A 17,589-nucleotide genomic window follows, 5' to 3' on the forward strand; every position below is an offset into this window, starting at 1 on the left:
CCCCGGCCCAGCACGCGGCCGGGGCGCCCGCTGCGTTCGCCGGGCCCTCGGCCGCGGACGGCAGGCGTCATGGTTCCGGCGCCCGATTCCTCGCCTCGCCGGTCTCCGGCGCGGGCCGGGGCGGGGCGACGGCCATCAGGTCCGCGTCAGGGTTTCAGACGTGGCTCGCGACCGAGCAGGACGTAGGTGCCCGGTGCGCTGAAGGCCGCCTTGGTGCGCAGGCCGGTGCGGTGGTGGAAGGTGATGTCGCCGGCGCGGCCATCCCCGTCGACGGGGGTTTCCGCCTCGGGCCCTGACCGCCGGCACGACGCTCCCGGCCCCGTTCCGTCGGCCCCGTCCCGTTGGCCCCCGTCCCATGCGGCCCCCCTCCGGCGGTCACGCCCGGTTACTATGCTCGGACGATGTTGAGAGAGGTCGCCGCCACCAGCTATGTCGCCCCCCTGCGGTCCGGCGGTTCCGTCCCCGGCATCGTGGAGGCCGACGACCTCGGCACGTACGTCGTGAAGTTCACCGGCTCCGCGCAGGGGCGCAAGGCGCTGGTCGCCGAGGTGATCGTGGGGGAGCTGGCGCGGGCGCTGGGGCTGCGGTTCCCGGAGCTGGTGCTGGTGCACTTCGATCCGTCGATCGCCGGGGACGAGCCGCACCAGGAGGTGCGCGAGCTGCACACCTCCAGCGCCGGGGTCAATCTCGGCATGGACTATCTGCCGGGCGCGCGGGACTTCACGCCCGAGGTCGCCGAGGAGTTCGCGGTCGATCCGGTGGAGGCGGGCCGGATCGTCTGGCTCGACGCGCTCACCGTGAACGTCGACCGGACCGTGCACAGCTCCAACCTCGTCGTGTGGCCGACGCTCGGGGTGGCCCGGCCCCGGCTGTGGCTCATCGACCACGGGGCGGCGCTCGTCTTCCACCACCGCTGGGACGGCACCGACCCCGCGAAGGCCTACGACTTCCGGCACCACGCGCTCGGGCAGTACGGGCCCGACGTACGCGCCGCGGACGCCGAACTCGCGCCCAAGGTGACCGAGGAGCTGCTGCGGTCCATCGCGGCCGAGGTGCCCGACGCCTGGCTGGACGGCGAGCCGGGGTTCACCTCGCCCGACGCGGCGCGCGAGGCGTATGTGTCGTACCTCCACGCGCGCGTGCGGGCGTCCGGCGCCTGGCTGCCGACCGACTTCCCCAGCGCACAGCAGATCGCCGCGGAGAACGCGCTCCGCGCCGAGAGGACCCAGCGGGGCCGTCCGGACTGGCTCAAGCAGGTGCCCGACCTGCACGGCCGCCCGGCGGTGGAACAGGACGGGACGGTGCACGTGCGATGACATCCGGCGACCGGCGCGTGGAGATCGAGTACTGCACCCAGTGCCGCTGGCTGCCCCGCGCCGCCTGGCTGGCGCAGGAGCTGCTGACGACCTTCGAGCAGGAGCTGACCGAGCTGGCGCTCAGGCCCGGCACCGGCGGTGTCTTCGTCGTCCGGGTCGGCGACGAGGTGGTGTGGGACCGGCGCGAGCAGGGCTTCCCGGAGCCCACGGCCGTCAAGCGGGCCGTACGCGACCGAGTGGCCCCGGGGAAGTCCCTGGGCCACTCGGACGGCACGTCGTAGGGCTCAGCCCTTGAGCTGCTCGTACGCCGGCAGCGTCAGGAAGTCGGCGTAGTCCTCGTCGAGGGACACCTTCAGCAGCAGGTCGTGCGCCTGCTGCCAGTTGCCCGCCGCGAACGCCTCCTCGCCGATCTCCGCGCGGATGTTCGCCAGTTCCTCGGCGGCGACCTTGCGGGCCAGCTCGGCGGTGACCTTCTCGCCGTTGTCGAGGACGACACCGGCGTTGATCCACTGCCAGATCTGCGAGCGGGAGATCTCGGCGGTGGCGGCGTCCTCCATCAGGTTGAAGATGGCGACCGCGCCCAGGCCGCGCAGCCACGCCTCGATGTAGCGGATGCCGACCTGCACGGCGTTGACCAGGCCGTTGTACGTCGGCTTTGCGTCGAGCGAGTCGATCGCGATGAGGTCCTCGGCCTTGACAAAGACGTCCTCGCGCAGCCGGTCCTTCTGGTTCGGCTTGTCGCCGAGCACCTTGTCGAAGGACTCCATGGCGATCGGCACCAGGTCGGGGTGGGCGACCCAGGAGCCGTCGAAGCCGTCGTTCGCCTCGCGGTCCTTGTCGGCGCGGACCTTCTCGAAGGCGACCTTGTTGACCTCGGGGTCCTTGCGGGACGGGATGAACGCCGCCATGCCGCCGATGGCGTGCGCGCCGCGCTTGTGGCAGGTGCGCACGAGGAGTTCGGTGTACGCGCGCATGAACGGGGCGGTCATCGTCACCGCGTTGCGGTCCGGCAGGACGAACTTCGCGCCGCCGTCACGGAAGTTCTTGACGATGGAGAACAGGTAGTCCCAGCGGCCGGCGTTCAACCCGGAGGCGTGGTCGCGCAGTTCGTAGAGGATCTCCTCCATCTCGTACGCGGCCGTGATCGTCTCGATGAGGACGGTGGCGCGGACGGTGCCCTGCGGGATGCCCAGGTAGTCCTGCGCGAAGACGAACACCTCGTTCCACAGGCGGGCCTCCAGGTGGGACTCCGTCTTCGGGAGGTAGAAGTACGGGCCCTTGCCGAGGTCGATCAGCCGCTTGGCGTTGTGGAAGAAGTACAGGCCGAAGTCGACGAACGCGCCCGGCACCGGGGTGCCGTCGGCGTCGGTGAGGTGACGCTCGTTCAGGTGCCAGCCGCGCGGGCGCATGACGACCGTCGCCAGCTCCTCGTTCGGGCGCAGGGCGTACGACTTGCCGCTGCGCTCGTCCGTGAAGTCGATGTTCCGGGTGTAGGCGTCGATCAGGTTGAGCTGGCCGAGGACGACGTTCTCCCAGGTGGGGGCGGAGGCGTCCTCGAAGTCGGCGAGCCAGACCCTGGCGCCCGAGTTGAGGGCGTTGATGGTCATCTTGCGGTCGGTGGGGCCGGTGATCTCGACCCGGCGGTCGTTCAGGGCCGCGGGGGCGGGGGCCACCTTCCAGGAGTCGTCCGCGCGGATCGCGGCCGTCTCGGGGAGGAAGTCGAGGGTGGAGGTGCGGGCGATCTCGGCGCGGCGTTCCGCGCGGCGGGCGAGGAGCTCGTCACGCCGGGGCGTGAAGCGGCGGTGCAGCTCGGCCACGAAGGCGAGCGCGGGCTCGGTGAGGACCTCTTCCTGCCGGGGCAGGGGCTCGGCGTCGACGATGGCCAGCGGGGACGGCGCTGGTGCGGACATCAGCTGTCACTTCCTTACGCGTGCATGGCGTGGCACCGGGTGCCAGTCGACCCGGGTACGGCTGAGGACGCCCGGAGAGAGGCCGGGCCCTTCTGAGCAGTGGATAGTAGTTTCCTCATGGTGGAAGTTCAATGGTTTGTTGATGTCGAGATTCTCTGAGTCGAGGGAAGGTGGCGCTGGGTGCCACGCCGTTCACTCCAGGTGGACCAGGTCGGCCTCGGTGTCGATGTCGTACGGATCGGCCACGTCCCCGCACTCGACGAGCGTGATCCGCTCCGTGTGCTCCTTCAGATAGGCGCGTGCCCCCCGGTCGCCGGTCGCAGTCGCCGCGACACCGGCCCAGTGCGCGGCACCGAACAGCACGGGGTGGCCGCGGACGCCGTCGTAGGCGGCGGACGCCAGGGACCCGGGGGAGTCGTACGCCCCGAGTACCCGCGCGACGGCCTGCGCACCGATCCCCGGCTGGTCGACCAGCGAGACCAGCGCGGCCCGCGCCCCGCTCCCGGCCAGCGACTCAAGTCCCGCCCGCAGGGACGTCCCCATGCCCTGCTCCCACGCGGGGTTGTCGACGAGCACACAGCCCGGCAGCGAGGCCCGCTCCCGCACCTCGTCCGCCCGCGCGCCGAGTACCACGTGCACGCGCGTGCAGCCGCCCTCGCGCAGCATCCGCACCGCGTGCTCCACCAGCGGCCGCCCCCGGTGGGTCAGCAGCGCCTTGGGCCGCCCCCCGAGGCGCCGCCCGCCGCCGGCCGCGAGCAGGAGCCCGGCGACCGGGGTGTTGTCCCCGCTTGCCCGATGTGTCGTCATGCCCCCTGCATACCGCACCGGCATGAAGGGCCGGATGTCACGCTGTGGTGCAAGTTGATGACGCAGCGGACTGGCGCGGGAGGCGTCGGGTGGCGTTTACTGGCGCGCACCGAAACCGGCGGGGAGAAGGAGTGCCGGGGACGGGATGCGCACAACGACGTGCCAGGGGGAGGACTGTGTTGCGGAGCGTGGAGCAAAGGCGCGTGGCCGGCGGCCGCGAGGACCCACGGGTGACGGAGCTGCGCTCCGCCGTGTCCCGGCTGCGCCGTCAACTCGCCGCCCATCCCGCGGAGTTCCCCGACCGCAGCATCGCGGAGGAGGAACTCGCGGCCCTCGACGCCATGGCCCTGAGCGGCACCCCGGAGATCCCCCGCCTGCGCCGCTCGTTACTCCTGATCGCCGGCGCGATCGGCTCGGTGAGCGCTCTGGGCGGCGGCCTGAGAGACGTCCGGGACGCGGTGGACCTCTTCGGCCCGTCCCCCAGAAATTGACGCACGCGAGGACGAAGGTCCTGTGGGCGGCGAAAGAGAGCTGCACTGTGGACGGACGGCGCTGACAGCGCCCCTCCAGGGGCGCGGGGAACTGCGCGACCAGCCCCACTCAACCCGCACCCCGAAGAGGGCAGACCCTCTACGGCGCGACCGCACCCTCAAGACGCCGACGCGCCCCCCGACGTCGTCAGCACCTCGGACAACTCCGCCGCCACCTGCTGCAACACCGGCACGATCTTCTCCGTCGCCGCCTCGGTCACCCGCCCCGCCGGCCCGGAAATGGAGATCGCCGCCGCAGTCGGAGAATCCGGCACCGGCACCGCGAGACACCGCACCCCGATCTCCTGCTCGTTGTCGTCCACCGCGTATCCCTGCCGGCGCACGTCCTCCAGCGCGGCGAGGAAACCCTCCGGCGTCGTGATGGTCTTCTCCGTCGCCGCGGGCATCCCCGTACGCGCGAGCAGCGCCCGTACCTCCTCCGGCGGGAAGAACGCCAGCAGCGCCTTGCCCACACCGGTGGAGTGCGGCAGCACCCGCCGGCCCACCTCGGTGAACATCCGCATCGAGTGCTTCGACGGCACCTGCGCCACGTACACGATCTCGTCGCCGTCGAGCAGCGCCATGTTCGCCGTCTCCCCGGTCTCCTCGACCAGCCGGGCGAGATAGGGGCGGGCCCACGTGCCGAGCAGCCGCGAGGCCGACTCGCCGAGCCGGATCAGCCGCGGCCCGAGCGCGTAGCGGCGGTTCGGCTGCTGTCGGACATACCCGCAGGCGACGAGTGTGCGCATCAGGCGGTGAATGGTCGGCAGCGGCAGCCCGCTGCTCGCGGACAACTCGCTCAGACCGACCTCCCCGCCCGCGTCCGCCATCCGTTCGAGCAGATCGAAGGCGCGCTCGAGGGACTGCACGCCACCGCTGGCGGCGGCGGTCCGGGCGGAGTCGGTGGTGCTGGCGCTGGACGTCGGCACGGCGCGTTCCTTTCGGGACTGGCAGGAAGGGCCAAAGCCTACCCGGCAGCCGGTTGACTGCCTGCTTGTGCAGAGCTACGTTCTGTGTGACGGAATTCTATTTCCGCTTTGTGGAAACGTCCAGAGGGTGACCGCGAGCGCTCCCGTAGGGGAAGGGTGCTCTTGACGGCACCGGAGCGGGAGTGAAGACTCCTTCAACAGAACGTTGAATTTCGCCAGGCGGAAGTCCTGGAAGTCCACACAAGGTCAGGAGGGTCCGGGTGTCCGACGCCGAACTGGTGCTGCGCTCGACGCGGGTCATCACTCCCGAGGGGACGCGCGCCGCGACCGTCACGGTCGCCGGCGGCACGATCACGGCCGTCGGGCCCCACGACGCCCCGGTGCCCGAGGGCGCCCGCCTGGAGGACCTCGGCGACCACGTCCTGCTGCCCGGCCTCGTCGACACCCACGTGCACGTCAACGACCCGGGCCGCACCGAGTGGGAGGGCTTCTGGACCGCCACCCGAGCGGCGGCGGCCGGCGGCATCACCACCCTCGTCGACATGCCGCTCAACTCCCTCCCGCCCACCACCACCGTCGAGAACCTGCACGTCAAGCAGAAGGTCGCCGCCGACAAGGCGCACATCGACGTCGGCTTCTGGGGCGGCGCCCTCCCCGGCAACGTCAAGGACCTGCGCCCGCTGCACGACGCCGGCGTCTTCGGCTTCAAGTGCTTCCTGTCCCCGTCCGGCGTCGACGAGTTCCCGCACCTCGACCAGGAGCAGCTGGCCCGCTCCCTCGCCGAGATCGCCGCCTTCGACGGCCTGCTGATCGTGCACGCCGAGGACCCGCACCACCTCGCCGCCGCCCCGCAGCACGGCGGCCCCAGGTACGCCGACTTCCTCGCCTCCCGCCCGCGCGACGCCGAGGACACCGCCATCGCGCACCTCGTCGCCCAGGCCAAGCGCCTGAACGCGCGTGTGCACATCCTGCACCTGTCCTCCAGCGACGCGCTGCCGTTGATCCGCGAGGCCAGGGCCGAGGGCGTCCGCGTCACCGTCGAGACCTGCCCCCACTACCTCACCCTCACGGCCGAGGAAGTCCCGGACGGCGCCAGCGAGTTCAAGTGCTGCCCGCCCATCCGCGAGGCCGCCAACCAGGACCTGCTGTGGCAGGCGCTGGCCGACGGCACCATCGACTGCGTGGTCACCGACCACTCCCCGTCCACCGCCGACCTCAAGACGGACGACTTCGCCACCGCCTGGGGCGGCATCTCCGGCCTCCAGCTGAGCCTCGCCGCCGTCTGGACCGAGGCCCGCAGGCGCGGCCACGGCCTGGAGGACGTCGTGCGCTGGATGTCGGCCCGTACGGCCGAACTGGTCGGCCTCGACGACCGCAAGGGCGCCATCGCCCCCGGCCGCGACGCCGACTTCGCCGTGCTCGCCCCCGACGAGACCTTCACCGTCGACCCGGCGGCCCTCCAGCACCGCAACCGCGTGACCGCGTACGCGGGCAGGACCCTGTACGGCGTCGTCAAGTCCACCTGGCTGCGCGGCGAACGCATCGTGGCGGACGGCGAGTTCACCGCACCGAAGGGCCGCCTGCTCACCCGAACCCACTGACACCCACCGGACCGAAAGGCAGGAACACACCACCGTGACGGCGATCGAGACCTTCACCGGCGACGCGAACCCCTACCAGGGCGGCGACCCCTACGCGGACTACCGCACCGCCGACTTCCCCTTCACCCACCACGCCGACCTGGCCGACCGCCGTCTGGGCGCCGGTGTCATCGCCGCCAACGACGAGTTCTTCGCCCAGCGCGAGAACCTGCTGCTGCCCGAGCGCGCCGAGTTCGACCCCGAGCACTTCGGCCACAAGGGCAAGATCATGGACGGCTGGGAGACCCGCCGCCGCCGCGGCACCTCCGCCGAGCACCCCTGGCCGACCGAGGACGACCACGACTGGGCGCTGATCCGCCTCGGCGCACCGGGCATCGTCCGCGGGATCGTCGTCGACACCGCCCACTTCCGCGGCAACTACCCGCAGGCCGTGTCCGTCGAGGCCACCTCCGTACCCGGCTCGCCGTCGCCCGGGGAGCTCCTCGGCGACGACATCAAGTGGACCACCCTGGTCCCGCGCACCGCGGTCGGCGGCCACGCGGCCAACGGCTTCGCCGTCTCCGTCGAGCAGCGCTTCACCCACCTGCGCCTCAAGCAGCACCCCGACGGCGGCATCGCGCGCCTGCGCGTCTACGGCGAGGTCGTCCCCGACCCCGCCTGGCTCCAGGCGCTCGGCACCTTCGACGTCGTCGCCCTGGAGAACGGCGGCCAGGCCGAGGACGCCTCCAACCTCTTCTACTCGCCGGCCACCAACACCATCCAGCCGGGCCGCTCCCGCAAGATGGACGACGGCTGGGAGACCCGCCGGCGCCGCGACCGGGGCAACGACTGGATCCAGTACCGCCTGGTGGAGCAGTCCGAGATCCGCGCGATCGAGATCGACACGGCCTACCTGAAGGGCAACAGCGCCGGCTGGGCGTCGGTGTCGGTGAAGGACGGCGAGACCGGCGACTGGGTGGAGATCCTGCCACGCACCCGGATGCAGCCCGACACCAACCACCGCTTCGTGCTCCCGCAGCCCGCCGTCGGCACCCACGCGCGCGTGGACATCTACCCCGACGGCGGCATCTCCCGCCTGCGCCTGCACGGCTCCCTCACGGAGACCGGCACCGCCCGCCTGACCGCCCGCCACCAGGAACTGGGCGGCTGACCCACCCCGAGACCCGTGGGACGCGCCGCCCTGGACAGCAGCGGCGCGTCCCACGCGCACCTCACCTCGTGCGGCTATGCCGCATGGCCGCCGTCCACCGAGAACTCCGCTCCGGTGACATACGCGGCCGACGCCAGGTGGGCGATCGTCGACGCCACCTCCTGCGGTGTGCCGAAGCGGCCGAGAGCGGTCAGGGACGCCTGGGCGTCGGCGAAGGGTCCGTTCGCCGGGTTCATGTCGGTGTCGACCGGCCCCGGGTGGACGATGTTCGCGGTGATGCCGCGCGGCCCCAACTCCCGTGCCAGCGCCTTCGTCAGGCCGATCAGGGCCGACTTCGTCATCGCGTAGAGCGTGCCGCCGGGCCCCGGCACGCGCTGGGTCATGCAACTGCCGACGGTGATGATCGCCGCGCCCGGCCCCATACGCGAGGCCGCCGCCCGGGACGTGAGGAAGACGCCCCGCACATTGACGGCCAGCACCCGGTCCAGATCGGCCACCGAGATGCCCTCCACGGGCCCCAGCAGCCCGACACCTCCGTTGTTGACCAGGATGTCGAGCCCGCCCAGCGCCTCCGCCGCGCGCTCCACCGCGCCCGCCGCCTCTCCCGCGTCGGCCAGGTCCGCCCGCAGCGCCACGGCCCGGCGCCCCAGCGCCTCGATCTCCCGTACCACCTCCGCTGCCCCGTCCTTGCCGTGCACATAGGTCACGGCCACGTCCGCGCCCTCCCGCGCCAGCCGCAGAGCCGTCGCCGCGCCGATGCCCCGGCTGCCGCCGGTCACCAGCGCCGCCTTGCCGATCAGGTCTTCCGAAACCTTCGTCCGTGTGTTCATGCCTCCATCCCAGCGGCCCCGTCCCGCACGTGCTGGCGGCGAACGGACGTCGACCTGCCGCACCGATGAGTTGCGGACGCCGCGACGGTCTGAGCTGATGACCGCACAGCACCGCACACACCACTCGCACCGCTCCCGAGCAAGGAAAGGCAGGCACCCGCCATGGGCAAGCTCGTCGTCACCACCTTCGTCACCCTCGACGGCGTCTACCAGGCGCCCGGCGGCCCCCGGGAGGACACCCGCGACGGCTTCGAGCACGGCGGCTGGAGCGTCCCGTACGGCGACGAGGACTTCGGCCGGTTCATCGACGGCGTCTTCTCGCGCGTGGGCGCCTTCCTCCTCGGCCGCCGCACCTACGACATCTTCGCCGGCCACTGGCCGAAGGTCACCGACCCCGCCGACCCGGTCGCCGGCAAGCTGAACGCCCTGCCGAAGTACGTCGTCTCCGGCACCCTCACCGACCCGGAGTGGTCCGGCACCACCGTGATCACCGGCGACCTCGCCAAGGAGGTCACCGCCCTGAAGGAGCGCACCGACGGCGAGCTCCAGGTGCACGGCAGCGGCGCCCTCGTCCAGTCCCTGTTCTCCGCCGACCTGGTGGACACCCTCCACCTGCTGACCTTCCCGGTCGTCCTCGGCACGGGCCGCCGCCTGTTCCCGGAGGGCTCCCTCCCGACCGCCTTCCGCCACACCGGCGGGAGCATCACCGGCGCGGGCGTCTCCATCCAGTCGTACGACCGGGTCGGCCGCCCGGAGTACGGCTCGTACGAGCTCCCGGAGAACGCGTAGGCCCCGGGCGCGAGTTGATCCTGCCGCCCGGTGCGGTGACCGGGCGGCAGATGAACGCCGTGCGAACTCGTCGAACGGGACGGGAGGATCCTGTGGTTGTCATTGACATGCCAGCATCTACGCGCGTCAGTATGAAGCCATGCGATTCCCCCCACGCGCCGCCCGGACCGGCGCAGCAGCCGCAATCCTGTCCGCCCTCCTCGTGGGCGGCACCGTCACAGCGACCCCCGCAGGCGCCGCCCCGGCAGCGGTCGGCGACATCTGCTACAGCGACCTGCCCTCGCAGGCGCACGACACCCTGGACCTGATCGAGCAGGGCGGCCCCTTCCCGTACGAACAGGACGGGACCGTCTTCCAGAACCGTGAGGGCATCCTGCCCAGCCAGTCGACCGGCTATTACCACGAGTACACGGTGATCACCCCCGGTTCCCCCGACCGCGGCGCCCGCCGGATCGTCACCGGCGAGGAGCACCAGGAGGACTACTACACCGCCGACCACTACGCCTCGTTCGACCTCGTCGACTACGGCTGCTGACGGCTCGCCGCAGCGGCGAACAGGGCGCCGCCCAGCACCAGCAGGGCGGCGCTCACGTAGATCTCGTGGCCGTCGAGGAAGCCGATCCGCTGCACCAGTCCCCAGTGCCAGTCGGTGAACTCGTGCAGCAGACCGGCCACGCCCTGCACCACGGCGAGGAAACCCAGGAACTCCAGCAGTTGCTTCATGGCACCGAGCGTCGCCGCGCGGGTGCCATGTGTGCATCGGTCGCGGGGTTGGATGCGGGCCTACGGAAGATCCTCCCTCGCGGCGGCCGGTGCGCCGAAAGTCTGCGGTGCGGCGACTTTGGTCGGTGATCCGGCCGACGCGGGGGACCCGGCGTGTCACCCCGCGTAGATTTGTCGACCGTGAGGACAGACGAACCGGCCCCGACCGTCCCGGCGTTCCCCTCGCGCCGCTGGCTGCTGCCGTCGGCGCTGGTCGAGGAGCTCGACCCGAGGCCGGGGCATCCGGGCGGCCGGCGGCCCCGGCGTACCGTGCGCGACTGGGTCGTCGACTTCACGAGCTTCCTGCTCGCCGTCGTCATCGGCCTGCTCACGGTCGACACCCTGCAGAACGAGACGAACCTGTCCCCGGGCATCGAGGCCGCCGACCAGCTGATCGGCGCGCTCGCCTGCGGCGCCGTATGGCTCCGCCGCCGCTGGCCGGTCGGGCTGGCCGTGGCGATGGTCCCCGTCTCCTTCGTCTCGGCCACCGCGGGCGGCGCCGCCCTGATCGCCCTGTTCACCCTCGCCGTGCACCGGCCCTTCCGGTACGTCGCCTGGGTGGGCGGCGTCGATCTCGCGCTGCAGCCCCTCTACTTCTGGCTGCGGCCCGAACCCGGACTGCCGTACGTCGCGGCCGTCGCCTTCAGCTGGGTGCTCATCTCCGCGGTCGCGGGCTGGGGCATGCTCGCCAGGTCCAAACGGCGGCTCATGCTGAGCCTGCGTGACCGGGCCCGGCGCGCCGAGACCGAGGCACGGCTGCGGGCCGAGCAGGCGCAGCGGCTCGCCCGGGAGGCCATCGCCCGGGAGATGCACGACGTCCTCGCCCACCGCCTGACCCTGCTCAGCGTGCACGCGGGCGCGCTGGAGTTCCGGCCCGACGCGCCCCGCGAGGAGGTCGCCCGCGCGGCCGGGGTCATCCGGGAGTCCGCCCACGAGGCCCTGCAGGACCTCCGGGAGATCATCGGCGTACTGCGCGCCGGCGAGTCCGACGACGCGGGCCGCCCGCAGCCCACCCTCGCGGCGCTGGACACCCTGGTCGCCGAGTCCCGCGAGGCCGGCATGAAGGTCACCCTCGACCAGCGGGTCACCGACCCTTCGGCCGTCCCCGCGTCCATCGGCCGCACCGCCTACCGCATCGCCCAGGAGGGCCTGACCAACGCCCGCAAGCACGCCCCCGGCACGGAGGTCACCGTGAGCGTCACCGGCGGCCCGGGGGAGGGGCTCGCCGTCGCCGTACGCAATCCGCGCCCCGAGGGGGACGTACCGCACGTGCCAGGCGCCGGGCAGGGGCTGATCGGCCTCACCGAACGCGCCACCCTGGCGGGCGGCACCCTGGAGCACGGTCCGGCACCCGACGGCGGGTTCGAGGTACGGGCACGGCTGCCGTGGGCGTAGCGGGGACGCGCCCGTGGCGACCGGGATCACGTCCGCCTCCGAAGAACCGTGATCGAGCAGGCCCCTGCCCTCGACCACCGTGATCGAGCCGGCCCCCCGACCACCGTGATCGGCCCGCCCCCAGCCGCCGACAACCATGATTACGTAGGCCCCATGACTGCGATCAGACTGCTCCTCGTCGACGACGACCCGCTGGTGCGGGCCGGGTTGTCCTTCATGATGGGCGGCGCCGGTGACATCGAGGTCGTCGGTGAGGCCGCCGACGGCGGTGAGGTCGAGGCGCTGGTGGACCGCACCCACCCGGACGTGGTCCTCATGGACATCCGGATGCCGGGCGTGGACGGCCTGACCGCCACCGAGCGGCTGCGCCGGCGCACGGACGCCCCGCAGGTCGTCGTGCTCACCACCTTCCACGCCGACGAGCAGGTGCTGCGCGCCCTGCGCGCCGGAGCCGCCGGGTTCGTCCTCAAGGACACCCCGCCCGCCGACATCCTCGACGCGGTACGCAGAGTGGCGGCCGGCGATCCCGTGCTCTCGCCCACCGTCACCCGGCAGTTGATGCAGCACGCGGCCGGAACCGCCGCCGACACCCGCCACGCACGCGCGCGTGAGCGCATCGCCGCCCTCAACGACCGCGAGCGCGAGGTCGCCGTCGCCGTCGGCCGGGGTCTCGCCAACGCCGAGATCGCCGCGGAGCTGTTCATGAGCGTGGCCACCGTCAAGACCCACGTCTCGCGCATCCTGGCCAAGCTCGACCTCAACAACCGCGTCCAGATCGCCCTGCTCGCCTATGACGCGGGCCTGTTGGAGGACGCCGAGGACCGCTGAGGGACACTGGGACGCCGCGCCCGGCGTGACCGACCCGCCCGAAGGAGCCCTCGCCGCCATGACCGAGACCGCCGCCCTCGACCTCGCCACGGCCCAACAAGCCCTGGACAGCCAGCCCTTCAGCCGGCTGGTGGGCGCGCGGGTGACCGCCTTCGGGGACGGCGGCGCCACCCTGGAGATCGACGTCCGAGAGGAACTCCACCAGCAGCACGGCTTCCTGCACGGCGGCGTCCTGTCCTACGCCGCCGACAACGCCCTCACCTTCGCGGGCGGCGCCGCTCTCGGCCCGCACGTCCTCACCGGCGGCTTCTCCATCCAGTACCTCCGCCCGGCCATCGGCCGCACGCTGCGCGCTCGCGCGCAGGTCGTGCACGCGGGCAGGCGGCAGGCCGTGGTCCGCTGCGACCTGCTGATGACCGGCGAGGACGGCTCCGAGACACTCTGCGCGGTCGCCCAGGGCACGGTCCTGCCGGTCCCGGCCCCCTGACGCTCCTCACCCTCCAGGGTCACCCGAAGAGCGCCGCCGCCCCGCCCGGGATCTCCGCGAGCCGGACCGGCCTGCGCTCGCGCCGGGACAGCTCGCACGCCTCCGCGATCCGTAGCGCCTGCAAGGCCTCCCGCCCGTCGCAGGGGTTGGCCCGCTCGCCCCGCACCACCTCGACGAACGCGACCAGCTCCGCCTCGTACGCCGGTCCGAACCGCTCCAGGAACCCGGTCCACGGCTTGTCCGCGGCCGGCGGCCCGGTCGGCTCGGTGGACGCGATCGGCGTACGGTCGTCCAGCCCGACCGCGATCTGGTCCCGCTCCCCGGCCAGCTCCATGCGCACGTCGTACCCGGCGCCGTTCATCCGCGTCGCGGTGAGCGTGGCGAGCGTGCCGTCGTCCAGGGTGAGCAGCGCCGCGCCCGTGTCGACGTCGCCCGCCTCCCGGAACATCGCGGGCCCGGCGTCCGACCCGGCCGCGTACACGTCCGCCACCTCCCGGCCGGTCACCCAGCGCAGGATGTCGAAGTCGTGGATCAGCGTGTCCCGGTACAGCCCGCCCGACTGCGGCAGATACCCGGCGGGCGGCGGCTCCGGGTCGCTGGTCATCGCCCGCACGGTGTGCAGCCGGCCGAGCCGCCCCGAGCGCACCGCCTCGCGCGCGCCCGCGTACCCGCGGTCGAACCGCCGCTGGAACCCCATCTGCAGCACGGTCCCGGCCGTCTCCACCTCCGCGAGCGCCTGCAACGTGCCCGGGAGGTCCAGCGCGATGGGCTTCTCGCAGAACACCGGCAGCCCGGCGCGCGCAGCCCGCCCGATCAGTTCGGCATGCGCCGACGTCGCCGTCGTGATCACCACCGCGTCCACGCCCCAGGTGTAGATCTCGTCCACCCCGGGCGCCGCGGTCTCGCCCAGCCGCTGGGCGAGCGCCTGGGCGCGCGCCGGATCGGCGTCCGTCAGGATCAGCGAGCCGACGTCGCGGTGCCTGCTGAGCGTGTGGGCGTGAAGGGTGCCGATGCGGCCCGTACCGATGACCCCGATGCGCATGGAAACAAAGTGCGGCCCGCACCCCGCCCTGTCAATCCGTATGTCCGGACAACCGAACTACACAACTTCCCGTCAACAGCGCACGGAGCTACGCTCGGGCCGTGCCGAAACCAGACGTGGACCCGACCGTGCAGCTGGAGCTGAGCGTGGACCGCAGCTCCCCCGTGCCGTTGTACTTCCAGCTGTCCCAGCAGCTGGAGGCCGCCATCGAGCACGGCACGCTGACCCCCGGCAGCCTGCTGGGCAACGAGATCGAGCTCGCGGCCCGGCTCGGCCTGTCCCGTCCGACCGTCCGCCAGGCGATCCAGTCCCTCGTCGACAAGGGCCTGCTGGTCCGCCGCCGCGGAGTCGGCACCCAGGTCGTGCACAGCCAGGTCAAACGCCCCCTGGAACTGAGCAGCCTCTACGACGACCTGGAGTCCGCCGGCCAGCGCCCCGCCACGAAGGTCCTGGTCAACACGGTCGTCGCCGCGTCCGCCGAGGTGGCCGCCGCCCTCGGCGTCCCCGAGGACAGCGAGGTCCACCGCGTCGAACGCCTCCGCCTCGCCCACGGCGAGCCGATGGCGTACCTGTGCAACTTCCTGCCCCCCGGCCTTCTCGACCTCGACACCGCCCAACTGGAGGCCACGGGCCTGTACCGCCTGATGCGCGCGGCCGGCATCACCCTGCACAGCGCCCGCCAGACCATCGGCGCGAGAGCGGCCACCGAGCCGGAGGCCGACCGCCTCTCCGAGCCCCCCGGCGCCCCCCTGCTCACCATGCAACGCGTCACATACGACGACACGGGCCGAGCAGTGGAGTACGGCACACACACGTACCGCCCGAGCCGCTACAGCTTCGAGTTCCAGCTCTTGGTCAGAAGCTGAACTACAGCCGGCGTCAGGGGCGCGGGGAACTGCGCGAAGTACCACAACGCACCCGCACCCGGCAACGAAACAGGAGCCCACCCACCCCTGAACCGTTCGGCACCCAGCACAGCCGTACGGCACAATCGCACCCGATGAGCACCTACCGCGACTTCACGGCCCCCATCGGCTCCCGCCGTGCCCCGGTCCTCAAAACCGTCGGCACCCGCGAGCGCCGGTCCCACCTGTCGGCCCCCCGCGTCCCGACCGTGGGCATCGACATCGGCGGCACCAAAGTCATGGCAGGCGTCGTCGACGCGGACGGCAACATCCTCGAGAAGCTCCGCACCGAGACCCCGGACAAGTCCAAGAGCCCCAAGGTCGTCGAGGACACCATCGTCGAACTGGTCCTCGACCTCTCCGACCGGCACGACGTGCACGCCGTCGGTATCGGCGCCGCCGGCTGGGTCGACGCCGACCGCAACCGCGTGCTCTTCGCCCCCCACCTGTCCTGGCGCAACGAGCCCCTGCGCGACCGCATCGCCGGCCGCCTCGCGGTCCCCGTCCTGGTGGACAACGACGCCAACACCGCCGCCTGGGCCGAGTGGCGCTTCGGCGCTGGCCGCGGCGAGGACCACCTCGTCATGATCACCCTCGGTACGGGCATCGGCGGCGCGATCCTGGAGGACGGCCAGGTCAAGCGCGGCAAGTACGGGGTCGCCGGCGAGTTCGGCCATATGCAGGTCGTCCCCGGCGGACACCGCTGCCCCTGCGGCAACCGCGGCTGCTGGGAGCAGTACAGCTCCGGCAACGCCCTGGTGCGCGAGGCCCGCGAGCTGGCCGCCGCCGACTCGCCGGTCGCGTACGGGATCATCGAGCACGTCAAGGGCAACATCGCCGACATCACCGGCCCGATGATCACCGAGCTGGCGCGCGAGGGCGACGCCATGTGCATCGAGCTGCTCCAGGACATCGGCCAGTGGCTCGGCGTCGGCATCGCCAACCTCGCCGCCGCCCTCGACCCGTCCTGCTTCGTCATCGGCGGCGGCGTCTCGGCCGCCGACGACCTGCTGATCGGCCCCGCGCGCGACGCCTTCAAGCGCCACCTCACCGGCCGCGGCTACCGCCCCGAGGCCCGCATCGTCCGCGCCCAGCTCGGGCCCGAGGCCGGCATGGTGGGCGCCGCCGACCTGGCCCGACTGGTCGCCCGCCGCTTCCGCCGCGCCAAGCGCCGCCGTGTCGAGCGCTACGAGAAGTACGCACAGTTCCGCCGTACGACCCGGGAGGCCCTGTGAACGGCGATCTTCCCCGCCAGAGCGGCGCCCCGGAGCGGCCCCGGCCGGCCGAGGACCGCCGGCACATGATCCGCCGCCGTGCGCTCACCCTGCTGATCATCGTGCTGCTCATCGGCATCCCGGCCGGGTACCTGGTGATCTCCGCGAACCAGAGCCGGGCCAGCGGCAAGGACAAGGAGGCGAAATACGCGGCGACCGGTCTGACCGAGGGCTGGCCGTCGAAGGTGCAGCGCCGCATCTACCAGGTGCCGATACCGCACCCGGCCTGGTGGGTGGCGTACTACGAGACGAACAACTGGAAGACCAGCCGTCTCTACGTCGAGTTCGAGACCACCGACGCGGGCCTGAACGCGTTCCTCACCAGCATGGGCGTCACTCCGGACGACCTGGACCGGGGCGACCTCACCATCGGCGAACGCGACCGGCAGATCACCGGCTGGCGCTTCGACGGCCCCGGCACGTGGTCGGGCCTGGTCCACAAGCAGAAGAACCCGGCGCCCACGCACGACGTCGTCGTCAACCACGACAAGCCCGGCTATCCGAGGGTGTACCTCGTCTCCCGGACCGTGCCCTGACGGTGACCGCCGGGCCTTCCTGAACCGGCCGCCGGGGCCGATTGTCAGACCCCGCCCGTAGAGTCGAAGACGACTGATCGGGCAGACGGGCGGGAGGTGACAGGACGTATGAGCGAGGGCACCGCGGTGGCCGCGCGGGGCATGTCCCCGGGGGCCGGCGAGGGGGAGCCGGGTGTGTCACTCCGCCTTCCGGCCGTCTTCCTGCCCGGGGCTGTGCCGTGCGAGGGGCGGATCGCTTTTTACGACCCCGAGGGTGACTCTTTGTCCGGGCCGGGCGGGCCGGACACGGAGGCCGGGGACGCCGAGGCTGGGCAGGGTTCGAACCGGGCACCGCTGGAAGCGGATGGAGCCGGGGGCGTGGCAGCGACACAGCTCACCGTCGTACGACCGCACGGCGCCGGTGTGCGGCGGCGGACCGTCCCCGCCCTGTCCCTGCCCCTCGACGCGGCGCTCCCCCTGCTGGTGCGGGCGCGGCACGATCCCGCGGCGCACCCGGCC

At 72.3% G+C, this 17,589-nt stretch carries 20 protein-coding genes; 14 read left to right on the plus strand and 6 right to left on the minus strand.

Going from position 1 to position 17,589, the window contains the following annotated elements; all coding sequences use genetic code 11:
• The 3 genes from N4P33_RS20325 to N4P33_RS20335 all read left to right on the plus strand — a co-directional run.
• Positions 1-296, plus strand: a 296-nt coding sequence (locus tag N4P33_RS20325; protein ID WP_260828071.1) for a hypothetical protein, incomplete at its 5' end; no start/stop codon positions are given.
• 105 nt (positions 297-401) lie between these two features.
• Complete coding sequence (locus N4P33_RS20330) at positions 402-1,316, plus strand: HipA family kinase (RefSeq protein WP_260828072.1); 915 nt, start codon at positions 402-404, stop codon at positions 1,314-1,316.
• Positions 1,313-1,597 (plus strand): SelT/SelW/SelH family protein, encoded by a 285-nt coding sequence (locus tag N4P33_RS20335; protein WP_260828073.1) that lies wholly within the window; start codon positions 1,313-1,315, stop codon positions 1,595-1,597. Before N4P33_RS20330 ends, N4P33_RS20335 begins: the two co-directional genes overlap by 4 nt.
• Positions 1,598-1,600: 3 nt before the next feature.
• Here the strand turns inward: N4P33_RS20335 and aceB are convergent, their stop codons facing one another.
• Both aceB and N4P33_RS20345 read right to left on the minus strand, forming a co-directional pair.
• The gene (gene aceB / locus N4P33_RS20340) at positions 1,601-3,226 is read right to left on the minus strand and encodes a malate synthase A (protein WP_260828074.1); all 1,626 of its coding nucleotides are present in this window, start codon (positions 3,224-3,226) and stop codon (positions 1,601-1,603) included.
• 192 nt (positions 3,227-3,418) lie between these two features.
• Complete coding sequence (locus tag N4P33_RS20345; protein ID WP_260828075.1) at positions 3,419-4,033, minus strand: NTP transferase domain-containing protein; 615 nt, start codon at positions 4,031-4,033, stop codon at positions 3,419-3,421.
• 176 nt (positions 4,034-4,209) lie between these two features.
• On the opposite strand from N4P33_RS20345, the gene N4P33_RS20350 reads away from it, so the two are divergent.
• Positions 4,210-4,524, plus strand: a complete 315-nt coding sequence (locus N4P33_RS20350; RefSeq protein ID WP_313904546.1) for a DUF5955 family protein — start codon at positions 4,210-4,212, stop codon at positions 4,522-4,524.
• Positions 4,525-4,682: 158 nt separating this feature from the next.
• On the opposite strand, the gene N4P33_RS20355 is transcribed toward N4P33_RS20350, so the two are convergent.
• A complete protein-coding gene (locus N4P33_RS20355; protein ID WP_260828077.1) occupies positions 4,683-5,492 on the minus strand; it encodes an IclR family transcriptional regulator in 810 nt (269 codons plus the stop codon).
• 260 nt (positions 5,493-5,752) lie between these two features.
• Here N4P33_RS20355 and allB point away from each other — a divergent pair, with 260 nt between their 5' ends.
• Entirely contained in the window at positions 5,753-7,093 is a 1,341-nt protein-coding gene (gene allB / locus N4P33_RS20360) for an allantoinase AllB (RefSeq protein ID WP_260828078.1), read from the plus strand.
• A gap of 34 nt (positions 7,094-7,127) precedes the next feature.
• On the plus strand, positions 7,128-8,243 hold the full coding sequence (alc, locus tag N4P33_RS20365; protein WP_260828079.1) for an allantoicase: 1,116 nt from the start codon (positions 7,128-7,130) through the stop codon (positions 8,241-8,243).
• Between the two features lie 74 nt (positions 8,244-8,317).
• On the opposite strand, the gene N4P33_RS20370 is transcribed toward alc, so the two are convergent.
• On the minus strand, positions 8,318-9,073 hold the full coding sequence (locus N4P33_RS20370; RefSeq protein WP_260828080.1) for an SDR family oxidoreductase: 756 nt from the start codon (positions 9,071-9,073) through the stop codon (positions 8,318-8,320).
• Between the two features lie 162 nt (positions 9,074-9,235).
• Here N4P33_RS20370 and N4P33_RS20375 point away from each other — a divergent pair, with 162 nt between their 5' ends.
• Together N4P33_RS20375 and N4P33_RS20380 are read left to right on the plus strand one after the other, a co-directional pair.
• The gene (locus N4P33_RS20375) at positions 9,236-9,862 is read left to right on the plus strand and encodes a dihydrofolate reductase family protein (protein WP_260828081.1); all 627 of its coding nucleotides are present in this window, start codon (positions 9,236-9,238) and stop codon (positions 9,860-9,862) included.
• Between the two features lie 139 nt (positions 9,863-10,001).
• Positions 10,002-10,397: a ribonuclease domain-containing protein gene (locus tag N4P33_RS20380; RefSeq protein ID WP_260828082.1), complete on the plus strand. Its 396-nt coding sequence runs from the start codon at positions 10,002-10,004 to the stop codon at positions 10,395-10,397.
• Here the strand turns inward: N4P33_RS20380 and N4P33_RS20385 are convergent.
• Complete coding sequence (locus N4P33_RS20385) at positions 10,385-10,585, minus strand: hypothetical protein (RefSeq protein ID WP_260828083.1); 201 nt, start codon at positions 10,583-10,585, stop codon at positions 10,385-10,387. The genes N4P33_RS20380 and N4P33_RS20385 overlap by 13 nt on opposite strands.
• Before the next feature lie 171 nt (positions 10,586-10,756).
• On the opposite strand from N4P33_RS20385, the gene N4P33_RS20390 reads away from it, so the two are divergent.
• The 3 genes from N4P33_RS20390 to N4P33_RS20400 all read left to right on the plus strand — a co-directional run bounded on the left by N4P33_RS20390 (position 10,757) and on the right by N4P33_RS20400 (position 13,334).
• The gene (locus tag N4P33_RS20390; protein ID WP_399029821.1) at positions 10,757-12,019 is read left to right on the plus strand and encodes a sensor histidine kinase; all 1,263 of its coding nucleotides are present in this window, start codon (positions 10,757-10,759) and stop codon (positions 12,017-12,019) included.
• 153 nt (positions 12,020-12,172) lie between these two features.
• On the plus strand, positions 12,173-12,847 hold the full coding sequence (locus tag N4P33_RS20395) for a response regulator transcription factor (RefSeq protein ID WP_260828085.1): 675 nt from the start codon (positions 12,173-12,175) through the stop codon (positions 12,845-12,847).
• Positions 12,848-12,905: 58 nt separating this feature from the next.
• Positions 12,906-13,334 carry a PaaI family thioesterase gene (locus N4P33_RS20400; protein ID WP_260828086.1) on the plus strand — a complete coding sequence of 143 codons (429 nt, stop codon included), beginning with the start codon at positions 12,906-12,908 and terminating at the stop codon, positions 13,332-13,334.
• 19 nt (positions 13,335-13,353) lie between these two features.
• Here N4P33_RS20400 and N4P33_RS20405 read toward each other — a convergent pair whose 3' ends face one another.
• Positions 13,354-14,376: a Gfo/Idh/MocA family oxidoreductase gene (locus N4P33_RS20405; protein WP_260828087.1), complete on the minus strand. Its 1,023-nt coding sequence runs from the start codon at positions 14,374-14,376 to the stop codon at positions 13,354-13,356.
• A 128-nt stretch (positions 14,377-14,504) separates the two neighbouring features.
• On the opposite strand from N4P33_RS20405, the gene N4P33_RS20410 reads away from it, so the two are divergent.
• The 3 genes from N4P33_RS20410 to N4P33_RS20420 all read left to right on the plus strand — a co-directional run bounded on the left by N4P33_RS20410 (position 14,505) and on the right by N4P33_RS20420 (position 17,091).
• Positions 14,505-15,242: a GntR family transcriptional regulator gene (locus N4P33_RS20410; RefSeq protein ID WP_260828090.1), complete on the plus strand. Its 738-nt coding sequence runs from the start codon at positions 14,505-14,507 to the stop codon at positions 15,240-15,242.
• Between the two features lie 134 nt (positions 15,243-15,376).
• Entirely contained in the window at positions 15,377-16,516 is a 1,140-nt protein-coding gene (locus N4P33_RS20415; RefSeq protein ID WP_260828088.1) for an ROK family glucokinase, read from the plus strand.
• Entirely contained in the window at positions 16,513-17,091 is a 579-nt protein-coding gene (locus N4P33_RS20420; protein WP_260828089.1) for a sugar kinase, read from the plus strand. Before N4P33_RS20415 ends, N4P33_RS20420 begins: the two co-directional genes overlap by 4 nt.
• Positions 17,092-17,589: the final 498 nt, after the last annotated feature.

This window comes from Streptomyces sp. 15-116A (genome assembly GCF_025290915.1).
GTDB lineage: Bacteria > Actinomycetota > Actinomycetes > Streptomycetales > Streptomycetaceae > Streptomyces.